Annotated in this window: 16 protein-coding genes and 1 pseudogene; 10 read left to right on the forward strand and 7 right to left on the reverse strand. The window is 54.3% G+C overall.

Translation table 11 applies throughout. From position 1 onward, the window contains the following. Positions 1-409: exodeoxyribonuclease VII large subunit (locus tag ACI7MX_RS08940; RefSeq protein ID WP_405634568.1), on the reverse strand; the 409-nt coding region annotated here is incomplete at its 3' end. A 79-nt stretch (positions 410-488) separates the two neighbouring features. On the opposite strand from ACI7MX_RS08940, the gene ACI7MX_RS08945 reads away from it, so the two are divergent. The 5 genes from ACI7MX_RS08945 to ACI7MX_RS08965 all read left to right on the forward strand — a co-directional run bounded on the left by ACI7MX_RS08945 (position 489) and on the right by ACI7MX_RS08965 (position 6,822). Continuing rightward, positions 489-1,232 (forward strand): sulfite exporter TauE/SafE family protein, encoded by a 744-nt coding sequence (locus ACI7MX_RS08945; protein WP_314483543.1) that lies wholly within the window; start codon positions 489-491, stop codon positions 1,230-1,232. Between the two features lie 116 nt (positions 1,233-1,348). After that, positions 1,349-1,897 carry a sugar ABC transporter ATPase gene (locus ACI7MX_RS08950; RefSeq protein WP_405587431.1) on the forward strand — a complete coding sequence of 183 codons (549 nt, stop codon included), beginning with the start codon at positions 1,349-1,351 and terminating at the stop codon, positions 1,895-1,897. A 227-nt stretch (positions 1,898-2,124) separates the two neighbouring features. Continuing rightward, the gene (gene guaB, locus ACI7MX_RS08955; RefSeq protein WP_314483546.1) at positions 2,125-3,594 is read left to right on the forward strand and encodes an IMP dehydrogenase; all 1,470 of its coding nucleotides are present in this window, start codon (positions 2,125-2,127) and stop codon (positions 3,592-3,594) included. Between the two features lie 125 nt (positions 3,595-3,719). After that, complete coding sequence (gene guaA / locus ACI7MX_RS08960; RefSeq protein ID WP_314483548.1) at positions 3,720-5,297, forward strand: glutamine-hydrolyzing GMP synthase; 1,578 nt, start codon at positions 3,720-3,722, stop codon at positions 5,295-5,297. Positions 5,298-5,604: 307 nt separating this feature from the next. Further along, positions 5,605-6,822 (forward strand): site-specific integrase, encoded by a 1,218-nt coding sequence (locus tag ACI7MX_RS08965; RefSeq protein ID WP_003443327.1) that lies wholly within the window; start codon positions 5,605-5,607, stop codon positions 6,820-6,822. A gap of 23 nt (positions 6,823-6,845) precedes the next feature. On the opposite strand, the gene ACI7MX_RS08970 is transcribed toward ACI7MX_RS08965, so the two are convergent. Continuing rightward, positions 6,846-7,676, reverse strand: coding sequence for a helix-turn-helix domain-containing protein (locus tag ACI7MX_RS08970; protein WP_003443326.1), 831 nt, complete (start codon positions 7,674-7,676; stop codon positions 6,846-6,848). A gap of 109 nt (positions 7,677-7,785) precedes the next feature. Between ACI7MX_RS08970 and ACI7MX_RS08975 the strand changes: the two genes are divergently transcribed. Continuing rightward, positions 7,786-8,013: an AlpA family transcriptional regulator gene (locus ACI7MX_RS08975; RefSeq protein WP_003443325.1), complete on the forward strand. Its 228-nt coding sequence runs from the start codon at positions 7,786-7,788 to the stop codon at positions 8,011-8,013. 108 nt (positions 8,014-8,121) lie between these two features. Then, positions 8,122-9,234, forward strand: coding sequence for a replication initiator protein A (locus ACI7MX_RS08980; RefSeq protein ID WP_003443324.1), 1,113 nt, complete (start codon positions 8,122-8,124; stop codon positions 9,232-9,234). A gap of 654 nt (positions 9,235-9,888) precedes the next feature. On the opposite strand, the gene ACI7MX_RS08985 is transcribed toward ACI7MX_RS08980, so the two are convergent. From ACI7MX_RS08985 to ACI7MX_RS09000, 4 genes are all read right to left on the reverse strand, one after another. Then, on the reverse strand, positions 9,889-10,203 hold the full coding sequence (locus ACI7MX_RS08985; protein WP_047282256.1) for a hypothetical protein: 315 nt from the start codon (positions 10,201-10,203) through the stop codon (positions 9,889-9,891). Then, complete coding sequence (trbL, locus tag ACI7MX_RS08990) at positions 10,200-11,873, reverse strand: P-type conjugative transfer protein TrbL (RefSeq protein ID WP_003443313.1); 1,674 nt, start codon at positions 11,871-11,873, stop codon at positions 10,200-10,202. The genes ACI7MX_RS08985 and trbL overlap by 4 nt, the downstream gene beginning before the upstream one ends. Before the next feature lie 195 nt (positions 11,874-12,068). Continuing rightward, on the reverse strand, positions 12,069-12,809 hold the full coding sequence (trbJ, locus tag ACI7MX_RS08995; RefSeq protein ID WP_003443308.1) for a P-type conjugative transfer protein TrbJ: 741 nt from the start codon (positions 12,807-12,809) through the stop codon (positions 12,069-12,071). After that, a complete protein-coding gene (locus tag ACI7MX_RS09000; protein ID WP_003443306.1) occupies positions 12,806-13,039 on the reverse strand; it encodes a TraK family protein in 234 nt (77 codons plus the stop codon). Before ACI7MX_RS09000 ends, trbJ begins: the two co-directional genes overlap by 4 nt. 373 nt (positions 13,040-13,412) lie before the next feature. On the opposite strand from ACI7MX_RS09000, the gene ACI7MX_RS09005 reads away from it, so the two are divergent. Further along, on the forward strand, positions 13,413-13,787 hold the full coding sequence (locus tag ACI7MX_RS09005; RefSeq protein WP_003443304.1) for a plasmid mobilization protein: 375 nt from the start codon (positions 13,413-13,415) through the stop codon (positions 13,785-13,787). A 101-nt stretch (positions 13,788-13,888) separates the two neighbouring features. Continuing rightward, positions 13,889-14,485: pseudogene (locus ACI7MX_RS09010) on the forward strand (restriction endonuclease); the annotation flags it as partial. A 349-nt stretch (positions 14,486-14,834) separates the two neighbouring features. Here the strand turns inward: ACI7MX_RS09010 and ACI7MX_RS09015 are convergent. Then, positions 14,835-15,710, reverse strand: a complete 876-nt coding sequence (locus ACI7MX_RS09015) for a LysR family transcriptional regulator (RefSeq protein ID WP_010655639.1) — start codon at positions 15,708-15,710, stop codon at positions 14,835-14,837. A 132-nt stretch (positions 15,711-15,842) separates the two neighbouring features. On the opposite strand from ACI7MX_RS09015, the gene lldD reads away from it, so the two are divergent. After that, positions 15,843-16,982, forward strand: a complete 1,140-nt coding sequence (gene lldD, locus ACI7MX_RS09020) for an FMN-dependent L-lactate dehydrogenase LldD (RefSeq protein WP_003443295.1) — start codon at positions 15,843-15,845, stop codon at positions 16,980-16,982. Positions 16,983-16,986 lie beyond the last annotated feature (4 nt).

Genomic DNA, 16,986 nt, shown 5'->3' on the forward strand with positions numbered 1-16,986 from the left:
GACAGGCGCTGAACAGGCCTTCAGTGCTGAGCTTTTCTTTCAGCGCGTCGAACGCCAGACGCAATGCGCCATCACCGGCAGGCTCTACGGTGTCGAGGATCAACTGATAATCCCCGCGGCCTTCAAAAAGCGACACCTTGCCGCGCACTTTGACCGCAAGGCCGTCTTTTAGCGCCTGACGCACTCGCGCCGCATTGTTGCGAAACAGCGCGCAACGCACTTGGGCACCGCTGTCTTTGAGCGTGAAATACACATGGCCAGAGGCCGGGCGGGCAAGGTTGGAGATCTCGCCTTCCACCCAGATATTACTGAACACGTCTTCGAGCAGGACCCGCGCCCGGCCGTTGAGCTGGCTGACGGTCAGGACTTCTCGGTCGAGGTTGAGTCGTGCAAAGGGATCTTTAATCATGGCGGCCATCATAAGGGTGGATTGTGATGACTGCACGGTCTGGTTAAAGTCGCGACACTAAAAATAAGGAAAGTGTGCAATGGAGTTGCCTTTTACCGGCAGTGAGTGGGTGTTGCTTGAGCTGGCTATTGCGCTGGCTTATATCGTGTTCGGTGTGGCGGGTTTTGGTACCGCATTGGTGGCCGGGCCGATTTTGATTCTGTGCCTGCCCCTATCAAAAATTATTCCGTTGCTGGTGTTGCTGGATTTTGTCGCCGCATTTGGCAACTGGCTGCCTTCGCGCCGTGACGTGGCCCGCTCGGAACTGCTGCGATTGTTACCGTGCATGGCGGTGGGTTGTGTGATCGGCGTGCTGTTCCTGCTCAATCTCAAGTCCGACGTGTTACTGCTGTTGATGGGAATCTTTATCACCGCATACGCTTTGTACAGCCTGGCAGTAAAGGTCAAACCTAGACAGGTCGCTAGCGGTTGGGCCATTCCTACGGGTATCACGGGGGGATTGTTTGGCGCCCTGTTCGGTAGCGGCGGTTTTCTATATGCGCTTTATCTTAATGCGCGCTTGCCCAAAGACGCCGCTCGCGCCACCCAAAGTGCGCTGATCAGTTGCAGCACCGTGGTGCGCTTGAGCCTGTTTGTGATCGCGGGGGTGTACGCCGATGGGACGTTGCTCTTGCTCGCCGCCTGCTTGTTGCCCGCCATGGCGTTGGGGTTGTGGATTGGCCGACGGTTGACCCGCAAATTGTCCCGGGAAGCCTTTGTGCGGTTGGTCACCTGGTTGGTACTGGTCAGCGGGATTGCGTTGATTGTGCGCTACCTGAGTTAAACTGCGCGGCCTAATCCCGTATTCACTGCTGCAGGCTGCGATCCGCGAAACGGTTCCCAGCCTGCGGCAGCGACGACCGGATACAGAATTTGCTCTAATCCATATGTGCCATACCCATGAATTCGCAAAGCATCATCGTCCCTAAAATTTCCACCTTGCCGGTTCATGAGCCTCGTGCCCGCGCTATCGTGCGCTGGCTGGTGCGCAAGAACATCATCGAGCAAGAACTGACCACCTGTGGCCGAACCGGCAATGGCATGGCTTACGCCATCGCTCCCGGTGCTGCCAGTGTGGTGTTGCACCCTGAGGCCTTGCCTTTTGGTGAGGCGGTCAATGGTCTTGAAATCATCACCAAGCGCTGCATCTATACCCCGGCTAAGGGCTTTCTTGAAGAAGCTGGCTGCGCGCACTGCCGTAAAGAAGTCGGTGAAGCCTTGTTCGAGAGCCTTGAAGACTGGATGCCGGGGCGTACCGATAACTTCACGTGCCCGCTGTGCGCCCATGAAGATGACATCAACGGGTTTCTTTTCTTGCAGCCGTGTGCGTTTTCCAATCTGGGGTTTATTTTCAATAATTGGGCCGAGGCGGGGTTCAAGCAGAGCTTCCTCGATGAATTTGCCGACTGGCTGGATCAACCTGTGGCGTGGGTGAAGGTAGAGTTGTAAGCCTGTTGTCGCTGCTGAAGGCTGCGAAGGGTTGCGCAGCAACCCGTCACCTCAAAGCCGCGCCATACCTTTGCTGGCCTTCGCCAGCGGTGACAGTGGGTTAGCTGTCCGCAGAGTCAATAAATCATTGACCCTTAGCGCAAATCTCTCTAAAGGTTTCCGTTGAGAGAGTCAGGTGTTTTAAGTACAATGGCGCGCTTCCATTTTCCCGCTCGGGAGCCCCAGCGATGCTGCGTATCAGCCAAGAAGCACTCACATTCGATGACATCCTTCTCGTCCCCGGTTATTCCGAGGTTCTCCCGAACGAAGTCAGCCTTAAGACTCGTTTGACCCGTGGCATTGAACTGAATATTCCGCTGGTTTCCGCCGCAATGGACACCGTAACTGAAGCCCGTCTGGCAATCGCCATGGCTCAGGAAGGCGGTATCGGCATTATTCACAAGAATATGACCATCGAGCAGCAAGCTCACGAAGTACGCAAAGTTAAGCGTTACGAAGCCGGTGTGGTTAAAGAACCGATCACCATCGAAGCTGACGCCACTGTTCGTGAACTGTTCGAATTGACCCGCCAGCACAATATCTCCGGCGTTCCTGTACTGCACAATGGCGACCTGGTCGGCATCGTGACGTCCCGTGACGTGCGTTTCGAGAACCGTCTTGAAGCCACTGTTCGTGAAGTGATGACGCCTAAAGAGCGTCTGGTCACGGTCAAGGAAGGCGCCGACAAGGACGAAGCCCGCGAGCTGTTGCACAAGCACCGCATTGAGCGCGTCCTGATCGTTGATGACAAATTTGCCCTCAAAGGCATGATGACCGTCAACGACATCGAAAAAGCCAAGGCTTACCCGCTGGCCAGCAAGGATGATCAAGGTCGCCTGCGCGTAGGCGCTGCGGTCGGCACGGGTAAAGACACCGCAGATCGCGTTGCTGCTCTTGTGGCTGCGGGCGTTGATGTGGTGGTAGTGGATACCGCGCATGGTCACTCCAAAGGCGTGATCGACCGCGTACGTTGGGTCAAGCAGAACTTCCCTGAAGTTCAGGTCATTGGCGGCAACATCGCCACGGGCGCTGCCGCTCTGGCACTGGCCGAAGCCGGCGCTGATGCCGTTAAGGTCGGTATCGGTCCAGGCTCGATCTGCACCACACGTATCGTTGCCGGTGTTGGCGTTCCACAAATCAGCGCCATTGCCAATGTAGCCGCTGCCCTTGAAGGCACGGGCGTACCGTTGATCGCTGACGGCGGCATCCGTTTCTCGGGTGACTTGTCCAAGGCTATCGTTGCCGGTGCATCGTGCGTGATGATGGGCTCGATGTTTGCCGGTACTGAAGAAGCGCCGGGTGAAATCGAGCTGTTCCAGGGTCGTTCGTACAAGGCCTATCGCGGCATGGGCTCACTGGGTGCGATGTCGCAATCCCAAGGTTCCTCCGACCGTTACTTCCAGGACTCGTCCGCGGGTGCCGAGAAGCTGGTGCCGGAAGGCATCGAAGGTCGTGTGCCGTACAAAGGCTCGCTGACAGCGATCATTCACCAACTGATGGGCGGTCTGCGTTCTTCGATGGGTTACACCGGCAGCGCCGACATCGAGCAAATGCGTACCAAGCCTGAGTTCGTGCGTATCACTGGCGCGGGCATGGCTGAATCCCACGTCCACGACGTGCAGATCACCAAAGAAGCACCGAACTATCGAGTTGGCTAAAGCCGCTAGCTAGAAGCCACAAGTTACAAGCTGCAAGCGGTACTGTGTAAATACAGTTACCGCGCAGCCCCGATTACTTGCAGCTTGCAGCTTGAAGCTTGCAACTGCTTTTCAGAGTTTCTCCTATGTCCCTCGACATTCACGCTCACCGCATCCTGATTCTGGACTTCGGTTCCCAGTACACCCAGCTGATCGCTCGTCGCGTTCGCGAAATCGGCGTTTACTGCGAACTGCACCCGTTCGACATGGATGACGCTGCGATCCGCGAATTCGCCCCTAAAGGCATCATCCTGGCCGGTGGCCCGGAATCCGTACACGAAGCCAACAGCCCGCGCGCACCACAAGCGGTGTTCGACCTGGGCGTACCGGTTTTCGGTATCTGCTACGGCATGCAAACCATGGCCGAGCAATTGGGCGGCAAGGTTGAAGGTTCTGAACTGCGTGAATTCGGCTATGCCCGTGTTGATGTAGTCGGTAAGAGCCGTTTGCTGGACGGTATTGAAGACCATATCGACGCTGATGGCCTGTACGGTCTGGACGTGTGGATGAGCCACGGTGACAAAGTCACCAAGATGCCATCGGACTTCCACATTCTGGCCAGCACCCCGAGCTGCCCGATTGCCGGCATGTACAACGACGAGCGCGGCTACTACGGCGTTCAGTTCCACCCGGAAGTGACCCACACCAAGCAAGGCGGCCGTATCCTGTCGCGCTTTATCCTCGATATCTGCGGCTGTGAAGCTCTGTGGACGCCGTCGAAAATCGCTGAAGACGCGATTGCCAACGTCCGTGCCCAGGTCGGCACCGACAACGTATTGCTGGGCTTGTCCGGCGGCGTTGACTCCTCGGTGGTGGCCGCGTTGCTGCACAAGGCGATCGGCGACCAGTTGACCTGCGTATTCGTGGACAACGGCCTGCTGCGCCTTCACGAGGGTGAGCAAGTGATGGCCATGTTCGCCGAGAACATGGGCGTTAAAGTAATCCGCGCCAACGCTGCCGATCAGTTCCTGAACAACCTGGCTGGCGAAAGCGACCCGGAGAAGAAGCGCAAGATCATCGGCCGCACCTTTATCGACGTGTTCGATGCCGAATCCTGCAAGCTGGACAACATCAAGTACCTGGCGCAGGGCACGATCTACCCGGACGTGATCGAGTCGGCTGGCGCGAAAAGCGGCAAGGCTCACGTCATCAAGTCGCACCACAACGTGGGCGGCCTGCCGGACGAGATGAACCTCAAGTTGGTCGAACCGCTGCGTGAGCTGTTCAAGGACGAAGTTCGTCGTCTGGGTCTGGAACTTGGCCTGCCGTACGACATGGTCTACCGTCACCCGTTCCCGGGCCCGGGCCTGGGTGTCCGTATTCTGGGTGAAGTGAAAAAGGAATATGCCGACCTGCTGCGTCGTGCTGACCACATCTTTATCGAAGAACTGCGTAAAGCTGACTGGTACCACAAAGTCAGCCAGGCATTTGTGGTGTTCCAGCCGGTGAAATCGGTGGGTGTTGTGGGTGATGGTCGTCGTTACGCCTGGGTTGTTGCCCTGCGTGCTGTTGAAACCATCGACTTCATGACTGCGCGTTGGGCACACCTGCCTTACGAGCTGCTTGAAACCGTGAGCGGTCGCATCATCAACGAAATCGAAGGCATTTCGCGCGTTACTTACGACGTGTCGAGCAAGCCGCCAGCAACGATTGAGTGGGAATGATTGGACGTCCGGCACTGACCGGCACCAACTAGCAAGAAACACCCTGAAGCCCGCGTAATTGCGGGCTTTTGGTTTTTTGGGTCTGGCAAGTTCTGGCAGCTTTGTGCATCGCCAAGCACCGTGTTTATGTGGCATGGTACGGGGCATTGACTGAGCCAAATGCCATGCTCGGTGTTCGATACCATGTCGCCTTTGTGGGTAAGGGCATGGTATCAAGACTCATAATCCACCCGGTTTTATTGGGTTTTCTCGCGGTTTTGGGTGTGTTTCTGAGCATGGTATTTTTTGAACGGAATTCGCGAGCCTCATGCTGACCGATACCAAGCTACGTAATCTCAAACCGAAAGAAAAACTCTACAAAGTGAACGACCGTGATGGACTTTACGTAGCTGTCACGGCTGCGGGCGCAATCTCGTTTCGCTACAACTACTCCATCAATGGACGACAGGAGACGATCACGTTTGGTCGCTATGGTGTAGGTGGAATCACGCTTGCAGAAGCGCGAGAGCGGCTTGGTGAAGCCAAAAAGATGGTTGCGGCTGGCAAGTCACCTGCCAAGGAGAAAGCCCGTGACAAGGCACGTAGCAAGGGAGCAGAAACGTTTGATGCCTGGGCCGAGAAATGGCTTCGCGGGTATCAGATGGCTGACTCGACCCGTGATATGCGGCGCTCTGTTTATGAGCGTGAGCTGAAACCGAAGTTTGGTAATCAGAAGCTGGTGGAAATCAACCATGAGGACCTGCGAGCGCTGACCGATGCAATCGTGGAGCGAGGTGCTCCAGCAACGGCGGTGCACTCCCGTGAGATCGTAATGCAGGTTTTCCGATGGGCGATTGAGCGTGGCCAGAAGGTCGAGAACCCGGCCGATCTGGTACGTTCTGCGAGCATCGCTAAATTTGAGCCTCGTGACCGCGCTTTGGGTCCAGACGAAATCGCGTTGATGTACCAGTACTTGGACCGTATCGGCACCGCCTCCTCCGTGAGAGCGGCGGCTAAACTGCTGTTGCTCACCATGGTTCGAAAAAGTGAGCTGACCAACGCCACCTGGGATGAGATCAATTTTAGTGAAGCCCTGTGGACCATTCCGAAAGAGCGGATGAAGCGACGCAACCCCCATTTGGTGTTCTTGTCTCGGCAGGTGCTGGATTTCTTCATCGCGTTGAAGACGTTTGCCGGTGGTTCAGAATACGTCTTTCCTTCCCGGTACGATTCTGATCTGCCAATGAGTACCGCAACCATCAATCAGGTACTGACGCTGAGCTATCGGCTCGCGCAGAAAGAAGGGAAGCCGCTGAGTAAGTTCGGACCGCATGATTTGAGACGGACAGCTAGCACGCTGCTGCACGAGGCGGGCTACAACTCAGACTGGATTGAGAAATGTCTTGCACACGAGCAGAAGGGTGTTAGGGCTGTCTATAACAAGGCCGAGTATCGAGAGCAGCGTACTGCGATGTTACAGGACTGGGCCGATATGATTGATGAGTGGACAGCCAATCGGCCCCGTTCGGGCGACGGTTACAGATAATCAAGTTAGAGCTTCGGTCGTTTTTATCTCATTGCCTGTTTTCGCCCCCGTCGCTTGATGGCGGCAGAAACTGCTTGGCGTGATACGCCAAGTTGGCGGGCGATTTCCGCTTGATTCGTAATGCCTTGGTTTAACAAATCATCCATTGAGCTTGTTGGTGACTTGAGTGCCTGGAGCTGGTTATAGGCATTTTTCCTGACTTCTGCCCATGTCTCGATATCCCACCTAGGGAGGACGGCAGCTCCTTGGGACCAGATTTTTTCAATTAAATCCTCATACTCTAGTGTGAACCTCCGGTCGCGCTGGTAAGCGCGGCGAGCTTCATCGCTACGCCGCGGATTGTGAACTTCACAGTAGAGTTTACTCGGTCTCGCTGCGCCCTCGGGATGGGCCGGTAGGGCTGAAGGCCGCAGTAATTCGCCGTGGCGTGCCCAAGTAGAAACCAGCATTCGGCGCTCCACATGCTCACGGAATGCTGCGACCGAAAAGTCCCCGCGCAACTCCTGCATGTCGCAGTATCTCCCCAGCATGCGCGGGGGTTCGTACTTGCCGAACTCTCCCTTCAATGCTCGTTCATAGCGAGCCACCAAGGTATCGGTTTTTTTCCGGGCTTCTGTACGAATAGATTCTGTTAGCGGCACTGCTTTGATATTTCCGCGTTTTAGACGCTTGAAGACCTTTGGCGCCGCCATGCTGATCGCATATTCGGTAGATCGCCAGCATAGCTCGCAGAAGCACCACTCGTAGTGGTTGCTCAACTTCGCACGGATGCGATCAGACGATGTATCGCTTTCTCTAACCAGCACTTTCAGAAGCGGATCGTATGTGCTCGACGCTTTTTCATATTTTCCCATCGCCCGATGATAGCTCTGGATGACAACTAAATTCTAACTTTTTTGCGTCCTGATTCTGGCGTTAGAAGGCATTGTCAAGCATCTGATAACTCTGAAGGAAAGTGACCTCATGGAGAACAAGCCAAAGAGTAAGACGCTCATCAACCGCAAGAAATTGCACGCGATGATCCCGCTTGCTGAGCGCACCATCTACAACATGGAGCAGCGGGGCGAGTTCCCGCGCCGTATCGCACTAACCAGTCGGAACGTTGCGTGGGATCTGACTGAAATCGAAGAATGGATTGACGCGCGCAAATCGTCGGGCACTCACGCTATTCGCCCAGGAATGGGGGTTTAGCCGTGGCGAGTGATGTACTGGCGGTGTCCGGGAATGAACCGCTTGTGCTGAGTTTTATGCTGCCGGTTGTAGATGGATCTGAACTTGATTGCGGGATGAGCTGTTGGCATGCATCGCGTCATATGCTGGGCCAATCCCTTGACTAGCGGCGGCCATGGGCAACTTCTAGTTGGCAGTCTGTTGTCACGGATCGAAGAAAATCACGCCGCGTACCGCAAGAAGCTGGAGGCCGCAGCACTTCCGGGCGAGTCGATTAGGGAAATAGAGGAGCGACTGCGTACCGAAGAAAAAAAGAGGCCTCCACGCCAGGATCTGCCAACGCCAAGGTCGCCAGTTGCAGCTAAAAAGGCGATACCTTGCCCGCGTGAACACGAAAGGCAGGCTGATTCCGTTGTACCTTCGCGGTACGAAGTAAGCGCCCGCGATAGCCGCAGCATGATGGATGTGGCTGTGTTCCGAATATCCAAGCAGAAAAAACGGGCGGGAGAAATCAGCCGCTACAACCTTTCAGACGGTTACGTCGAGGTCACAGCTGGCCCATATGGCATGGCGTCAATTTGGGATTATGACATCGTGCTAATGCTGATTTCTTATCTAACAGAGGCTATGAATCGCTACCGAGAAGGGAAGGGTGAGAAGCCGTGTCGTGTGTTCAAATCGCACGTGTCTGACATTTTGAAATTCTGCCGGAAGGGCGACGGAAGCCGCCAATTTAAAGAAGTAGAGGGTGCTCTAGATCGCCTCAAAGGTACGACTATCAAAAGCGTGCGGGAAAGCTCCCCACGAAACGGTAAGCGCAGCATGCGGGAGGTAGAGTCCGAGGGATTGATTAGCCACTATCGCGTAATTTCGCGTACTGACACCGGCAAGGTGGCCAGTGTCGAGATTGAGGCACCTAACTGGATATATCGGGAAGTCACTTCGGGGGCAAAGCCGGACATTCTGACAGTGCACCCTGATTATTTCCTGATCGAATCGGGAATAGGGCGTTTTGTCTACCGATTGGCGCGCCGTGCCGCAGGTAAAGACGATGCAAAGTGGGCATTTAAAACTCTATATGCGCGTAGCGGCAGCACCGGGACGCTCAAAAAGTTCTCGGAGAACCTGCGCAAGGTCATCGCAACAGATGATTTACCCGAGTACGGCTTGGTGGAAGAAGTTGGCCTGAGTGGGCCGCAGCTTGTAATGATGCGTCGATCAGATAAGAAAATACTGAAATAAGGTCCCTAATAGACGGTACTCCAGAACACTAAAGGCCCGGAGATGGCCATTTTTCCGTTTGAATGTGTACTCCTGTGGATAGACCGTCTATTGGGGGCCATTCACCGTCCATTAGGGGCTGATCCACCGTCTATTAGGGGGCGCATCACCGTCTATCAGGGACTGCATATTGTTGTAAGTGATTGAAATCAATGGGTAATAAAACCGTTTTTCTTCCTAAATCTTTATTTAAATCTATTAAATCTCTTAAAGCCTATTTTGCTTTGGCAGTGTCCGTCCTCTAAGCACCTGCCCTCTCTGATATGAAAAAGCGTTCCCTACGCTCACAAACTGTTGCTTGAGATCGACTGCGGCCGTCGTAGCGCACATCCATATCATCGAACCAGATTCCGGCAGGTCTGCCACCAGACAGATCGTAGAGAGCAACGACGGACACCAAAAAGAGAGCATGTGAGCGATTTCAGGTAATTTGGCAGCCAAGCAGCCAGCACCGACTATTACGTAACACACTGGACGAGCTCTCGATCTATTCAGTGATTTCATTGGCAATGCAAGGGCGCACTTTCTGGCTCGGGCTTCGCACAAGATGGTCTAGAGAGTCTTGGTGGTGTGTAATAGACGGGAATAAAAAGCCCCGCAAAGCGGGGCATGTCATCAATGCTTGGATTCGTTGAGCCTCTGCTGTTCAGCAAGCAGGTCCAGCCGGATTTCGTCGAGGTGCTTGCGTTGACGTCTGGAACCAAAGAATGGCAACAGATGAAGATCGCCCAAGTCGGAAAATGTCTTTATCCCCACAGGTACCATCCCCAGTTGCACCTCCGCGTGTAGGCGGATGTAACGTCCGTCAAGCGTATCTAGTAAAGGGCCATGCCCTTTGGCTCGCAGAAGTCGTCCAAGCGCCCAGAAACCTACACCAAGAACGAAGAAGCTACCCAGCATGAAAAAGCCAAACAGAATGTCTGCAATCATGATTGTTCACCCGGTGATTGAGTCTTAGGCGACGGAGCCGCTTCTTTGGTGCCGCTTTCAGTTTCTGCAGCTGTGGCCAAGTCAGCTCCATGTATTACGTTTGCAGGCTCCCTTCCTTCTCCGTTGTCCACGTTGTCACCACCTGAGTTAGGAACAGCTTGTGGAGTACCGGCGCCCAGCGAAATTCCTGCGGTCCCCTCCATACCGGGCACAGACATAGCGGCCATGAGTCCAACTGCTCGGGTTGCGGCTGATGCCACGTTATGGGCAGACAACCCTCCACCATTGTCTTGCGCACCTCCTGCGTACTGCTGAGAGGCTTGCAAGGTCGATTGCAAACTACTGCCGCCCTGATCCTCTTGTGGATTCGTCTGCGGCTGCGCGGCGGCTTTGCCCTTGGAATCGTCGCCGTTGCCTAGCGCAGCTTTCGCCGCCTTTTTGGCTGCCTGCTGCACGCCTTGGCTTGGCTGCGTCAGTGGGCTGCCGCCGCTAGGGCCACTAGAGGCGCTACCGCCGATTTTAGCTCCGGCTGATTTAGCGGCAGAACTACCGCCAGTGCTGGACCCGAGGCCCGAGCTAATAGCGCCAGTGCTGGCTGTGCCACCACCACCGGCAAAGCTGGAGTTGATTGCGCTGGCCAGACCTCCGGTGCCAATACCCCCGGGCGCGGCCGCTACACTTGCGCCACTACCACTACCACTCGCACCGATTGCCCTGGCCGCTGCCGGAGCTAATGCGCCTGCCGTGGCAATGGTAGCCGCCGCGGCTGCTGCACCAGCTACACCAGCCGCGGCCATGCCGCCAATCGCACCGCCGCCACCCGAAGAAACGCCGCTAATCATGCCCGCGATCAGTTCGGGAATGGTCTTGGTCAGGTAGGCGCATACCAGCGATAACCCCACCAAGGTCATCAGAGAGGCTTCGTCATTGGTATAAGCAACCTGCCACTTCTTCGCGACAGTCAGAATCAAGCCGACTATCAACGTCACCATAAATAGCTTGGCACCCACGGAAACTGCGTAGCGAATAACAGCCATCGTGTATTCCCGTGTCCACTGCGATGCGCCGAAAGCCATGAATAGAACAGAGGCGTTGATAACGACATAAGCCTCGACCAATGTCACAAAAATGAATGCCGCGATGAAAGCAAAAGCCATCAGAACGAGGATGGCAGCCAAGGCAACGACGATACTCTGCGAAGGGTTGAAAACGCTCATTCCGGTCAGGATGGCACGAGAAAACTCGACCGCCGTCGCAAACATATCTCCTGGCATTAGCTCAGGGCTTGGCAAGCCTGCTGCATGTGCCCCAGCTTGTCGGAAACTGTTCACAACCGCGCTTGCCCACTCCGTTGAGTGATCGAGCAGTATCAGGAAAAAACCGATGACCATGATGAAGCGGATTAGCTCGCCAACTAGCTCGCCGAAGTCGACTTGTTTGAATACCATCGGGAAGAATGTCCACACAAACTGGATGAGTGCCAGACTCCAAAATAGGTTCACCGCATAGCCATGAAGGCGAGGGGCCCATTCGTTAGAAGCCTCAAGAATCATGTCCAGCAAGCCCTGCATTGAGGTGTCGCTTTGGGCTAGATCGACTCCTGCAGCTGCACTCCCTGCAAGCAGCATTAGAAATAGTCCGCTGCAGCCAGCAATCATAGGTACGCGCATGTCAGTACCCCTTGGCGCCACCGCGACTGTTCGGGCGCTCATTGAATTGTTTGTCGGCGGCATGAGACTGGTTGATCTTTTCGGTAACCACTATGCGGTCATTAGAGATGGAACATATGATGCCGACCAGAGCTGCCCCTCCAAGTCCAGATGCTACACACAGCACAATAAGAAGCCATTTAGAGAACTTCATAGTCAGTACCCCTTCGCGCCGCCGCGAGTATTTGGGCGCTTGTTGAATTGCTCGGAGGCGGCGTCGCCGACCGACTGACGCGCGGTTTCTTGGGCTATGTAATTGCCCTGCAGGGTAATTTGAGTCGCCACCAAGTCGCGCAGTTTCTGAAGCTGCTGCACGTTTGAAGCGGCAATCTCGTTCCCAGCTTGGATGGCCTGCATCCGACCCGATGATGACTGCGAACGGTTCACCAGTTGTTCCAAGTGTGCATCTTCCGTCTCAAATGTGCTGGTATTCATGCCTGCTGCCTGCATAGCTCTTTTTGCGTTATCAAAGCCTTGCGCCGACCATTTTTCGTAGCGATCCGGCATTACGTCAGTCGCCTTACTGCTCGACTGGAGAAATTTCTGCAAATACGCCTCATACCCGGGAAACTGCGTATTGAATTGCGAATCGAGATTCGCCACATTGCGGCCTAATGACTGCGCCCTGTTGTAGATGCTTGTTACACGCTGCATGTCTTGGGTGATCCGGCCAAACATGCTGTTTGGCAACGGAGTCCCCTGCGTGACCATATTGTTGTATTGCTGAACTTGTGTCGAAAGCTGCTCTGCAGTGTTCAACGCCGTATTGACTGCTTCTGCGTACTCGAACATCTGTTGATAGAATGTAGAGCAGTTTGTGCAGTAGATAGCAAAGGCGTTCTGCCATGTAAAAAGCAAAGTAAAAACTGTTATTAATAATCTCCATCCATTTATCATTTTTGTCTCCAATGCGAGCCTGTCATGATAAATGAACGCGATTGCTTGCAATAGCGAGCGACGTAACGTGTGAACTGCACATATCCAAAGCTAAATCGATCAGCGTATTCGGTGTAGAGCCGAGTAAGGGGGTGGCCGAGCAGTATTTTCGTTTCTAACTCCTTCCTGATCGAGAAGAACTCAGCACGGCCAGCTCTTCTTTTGATAGGCTTTAGACTATTACTTTGCATCGACTTTCTCCGTTTGTTCCTATTGGTTTTAGCACGGATAAAAGCCTAGGGAAACATACAATAACTGCGCAGCTAAAATTAATGAAATTTAGCGTGATTGTATGCAGCTCAAGGAAGTTTAAGGCAACTCTAGGCAATTCAATGCGACTGTATGCGATTTAGCGAAATTCAAAGCGATTGATGAGTTTTTAGTTTTAAATCGCATTAAATCGCTTACAACAGTATGGCAAGATGTGTGTTGTACGGGTACGGGCAAGCCCGAACCCATCCAACACCGCCCCTTATTCGCCTGCGGCTCAACGGTATCTTGCTCTGCGAGGCCCGCCGCCGCTGCCTCGTCTAAGAGCGAAAAGCAACAACAGGAGCAGAAGCAATGACAGAGGACACCAAAGGAAAAGCCCAGCCTCGACGGCGCGGAAAGCCGATAGAGGTGTGGGTTACAGATGAGGAAAAGGCGACCATCACTGAGCGTGCCGAAGAGGCTGGTATGTCCCGCTCCGGTTACCTCCGAGCATTGGGTCTGAATACACCCATTCGCTCGGTCGTCGATCTGAAAGCGGTGGCTGATCTTTGCAGAATTAACGGCGACTTGGGGCGGGTTGCCGGTTTGTTGAAGCTGTGGCTTTTGGAGAAAAACGGGCAGGGAGCAAGCTCGGTCGAGATCGAGCGGATGATGGTCGAGTTTCGAGAGCTGCAGGCGGGTGTTCGGGAAAAGATGAGCGCTGTCGTTTTTGTTAGAAAAGCGTAGGGCTTGACGCCGAAACTCTTTGGATTGTGCAATCCAATTCAGTGCTGACAGTTGCTAGAATTGCGCATTTTTCCCGTTAGCCGCTTTGAAAGGAAATGCACATGTCGGCTCTTGCTGCGCTTTTGGATTCTTATCGTTCTGCCTCTGTCACCGAGCGCGAGAAGGGCACCTACTTTGAGGAACTGATCTGCGTTTACTTGCGCAATGAAGCGACCTACCGCGATCTGTACGATCAAGTATGGACGTATGCCGACTGGGCCAAGGAGCAGGGCTTGAGTGGTAAGGATGCAGGCATTGATCTTGTGGCTCGTACCCAGGGCACCGGCGAGTATCACGCCATCCAGTGCAAGCTGTTCGCCGAGGACTACAAAGTCCAGAAGAAGGACATCGACAGTTTCTTCACCGCCTCGGGCAAAGCGCCGTTCTCGCACCGCATCATCGTTACCACCACCAACAACTGGAGCGAGCACGCCGAGGATGCCTTGCAGGGCCAACAGCCTCCGGTCAGCAAGATCGATCTGCAAGCCTTGGAAGACAGCCAGATTGACTGGGCCAAGTACCAGTCCAGCAAAGCGGTCGCACTCAAATCCAAGAAGCAACTGCGTGAGCACCAGCAGACAGCATTAAATGCTGTATCTGCGAATGCGCAAGTAGTACTGCCTCCATCACAGTCCGGTATTTTACGCACTGGAACAGGCCTCTAGTGATATCGGGGACCGAAGAGATTGAGAGGGGGTTGTGTGCTACGAAATCCTTTAATTTCTTATGGTGCTCGCTTTCACCTCCTCCGGCGATTTGACAAGCCAACTCAAGAGCGTGCGAGAAATCGGTTTCGGTCAGTTCAAGGTCTAAAGTTTTTAGGACCTTGTCCCATTGTGGAAACGTAAAAACGTGATTGAGTTCGGCTTTGACAATTACCTGCTTCTGATGGCGGGGCAGAGTAGCGAACTCTTCTTCCTTAACTAAAAACCACCCGACCCCTTCACCAGGTAGGCCGGTGTTTTTATTGACTACCAGCGCTTGGATATCCGAGCAAAAGCCATTGCACTATCTCAGCTCTTTGGCCAGATCTAACCAAGCCATTGCAGCCGGAGGCAAATGCGCACCGGCACGCCAAGCGAGTGCAATATTCCAATCCGTGTGTGGCTCTTCAAGAGGTACTAGAGCGATGCCCGCATGTTTATGTTTTTGCGCAAGCATTCGCGGTAAAAATGCCACCCCTAAACCTGCAGCTACCAGGTCGGCGATGAAATCAATCTGCCCGCTGCGGGCCGTCACCCGGGGCACAATCCCTCTTCGATCACAAGCGGCCATAATTAATGCGTTAAGCGCAAACCCCTCATCAAAGAGGATGAATGGCGAATCCGCCAGATCACTGAAGTTCATTCGCTTGCGTCGCGAAAGCGAATGGGCGCTAGGCAGCACAACCACTAAAGGCTCGTTGCGCACTTCCTGATAAGCGAAAGTTTCATCGATCGGAATCAGTAGTGCTGCCAAGTCCACCTCTCCGGCCTCCAGGCACTCACACAGTTTCTTACTACCGTGCTCTATCAGTTCTATATTCACCATCGGATAGCGGCTGCGATAAGTAGCAAACATCTCAGCGAACAATACCCCGGAGCCTACAGGCGGCAAGCCGATCCGCAGCGTACCGCCCTTCAGGTCGCGCAGTTCATTGATCTCTGCGATCAGATCGTTCCGCTCTGCGAGTAATACCAGTGCGCGCCGATAGGCAATCTCACCTGCGGCCGTCAACTCGCTTTTATGGCCGATACGGTTCAGCAGTGGCGTACCTAGCTCATCCTCGAGCGTCCTGACTGCCTTGCTGACTGAGGACTGAGTCAAAGACACAACCTCCGCAGCTTGGGAGAAACCTCCCTGGCGCACCACTTCTACAAACACCCGCAGCGTTCTGAGATTCATGTGTATTCCAATAGCGACTCAATTCGAGTAGAAAAAGTTATTTTTATCATACTCAACAATCCCTTATCGTGAAATTCACTCAGCAACGTCCTACGTCGCTGAAATTTTCTAGAGACCTAGGAGTTGTAGATAATGATTATTTCATCGGCATCCGACTATCGCGAAGCCGCGAGACGCAAATTGCCGCGATTTCTGTTCGACTACATCGACGGCGGCGCCTATGCCGAACACACAATGCGTGCCAATAGCGCTGACCTCGCCAGCATCAGCTTGCGTCAACGCATCTTGAGAAATGTTGACAGTTTGAGTCTCAAGACGACGCTCTTTGGAAAGGAACAGAGTCTGCCGATCATCCTCAGCCCCGTCGGACTGACCGGTATGTATGCCCGTCGTGGTGAAGTACAAGCGGCCAAGGCTGCGGCCACGAAAGGCATTCCCTTTTGCCTGTCCACAGTATCGGTCTGCTCGATTGAAGAGGTTAGTTCCCAGAGTTCGCAATCGATCTGGTTTCAACTCTATGTGCTCAAGGATCGCGGATTTATGCGTAATGCCCTAGAGCGTGCTCAAGCAGCCGGCGTTACCACGCTGGTGTTCACCGTAGACATGCCGACGCCAGGCGCTCGTTACCGTGATGCCCACTCGGGCATGTCTGGGCCACTCGCAGCTTCACGGCGCATCCTGCAAGCCACCACTAGGCCGGATTGGGCGTTTAATGTCGGTATCCTCGGTCGTCCGCATGATTTGGGCAACATCTCCAAGTACCTGGGCAAAGCCACCACCCTGGAAGATTATGTTGGCTGGTTAGGCAATAACTTCGACCCCTCTATCAGCTGGAAGGACCTGGAATGGATCCGCGAGTTTTGGAAGGGCCCGATGATTATCAAGGGCATCCTTGATCCACAGGACGCCAAGGACGCAGTAAGTTTCGGCGCTGATGGCATCGTGGTCTCCAACCACGGCGGTCGCCAATTGGACGGTGTGCTGTCCACCGCTAGGGCTTTGCCTCCCATCGCCGAAGTAGTGGGTGATGACCTGACGGTGCTGGTGGACTCTGGCATTCGTTCCGGGCTGGATGTTGTGCGCATGCTCGCCTTAGGCGCCAAGGCATGCCTGCTGGGGCGCTCGACGGTTTACGCTCTGGCCGCCGACGGACAGCACGGGGTAGAGAATATGCTGGATATCTTCTCGCAAGAAATGCGCGTGGCAATGACGCTCACTGGTGTTACCTCGATTGACAAGATCGATCGAACCGCATTGGTTCCAGTTGAGTAATGAA

It is taken from the genome of Pseudomonas sp. 2024-210 (assembly GCF_045062345.1).
GTDB lineage: Bacteria > Pseudomonadota > Gammaproteobacteria > Pseudomonadales > Pseudomonadaceae > Aquipseudomonas.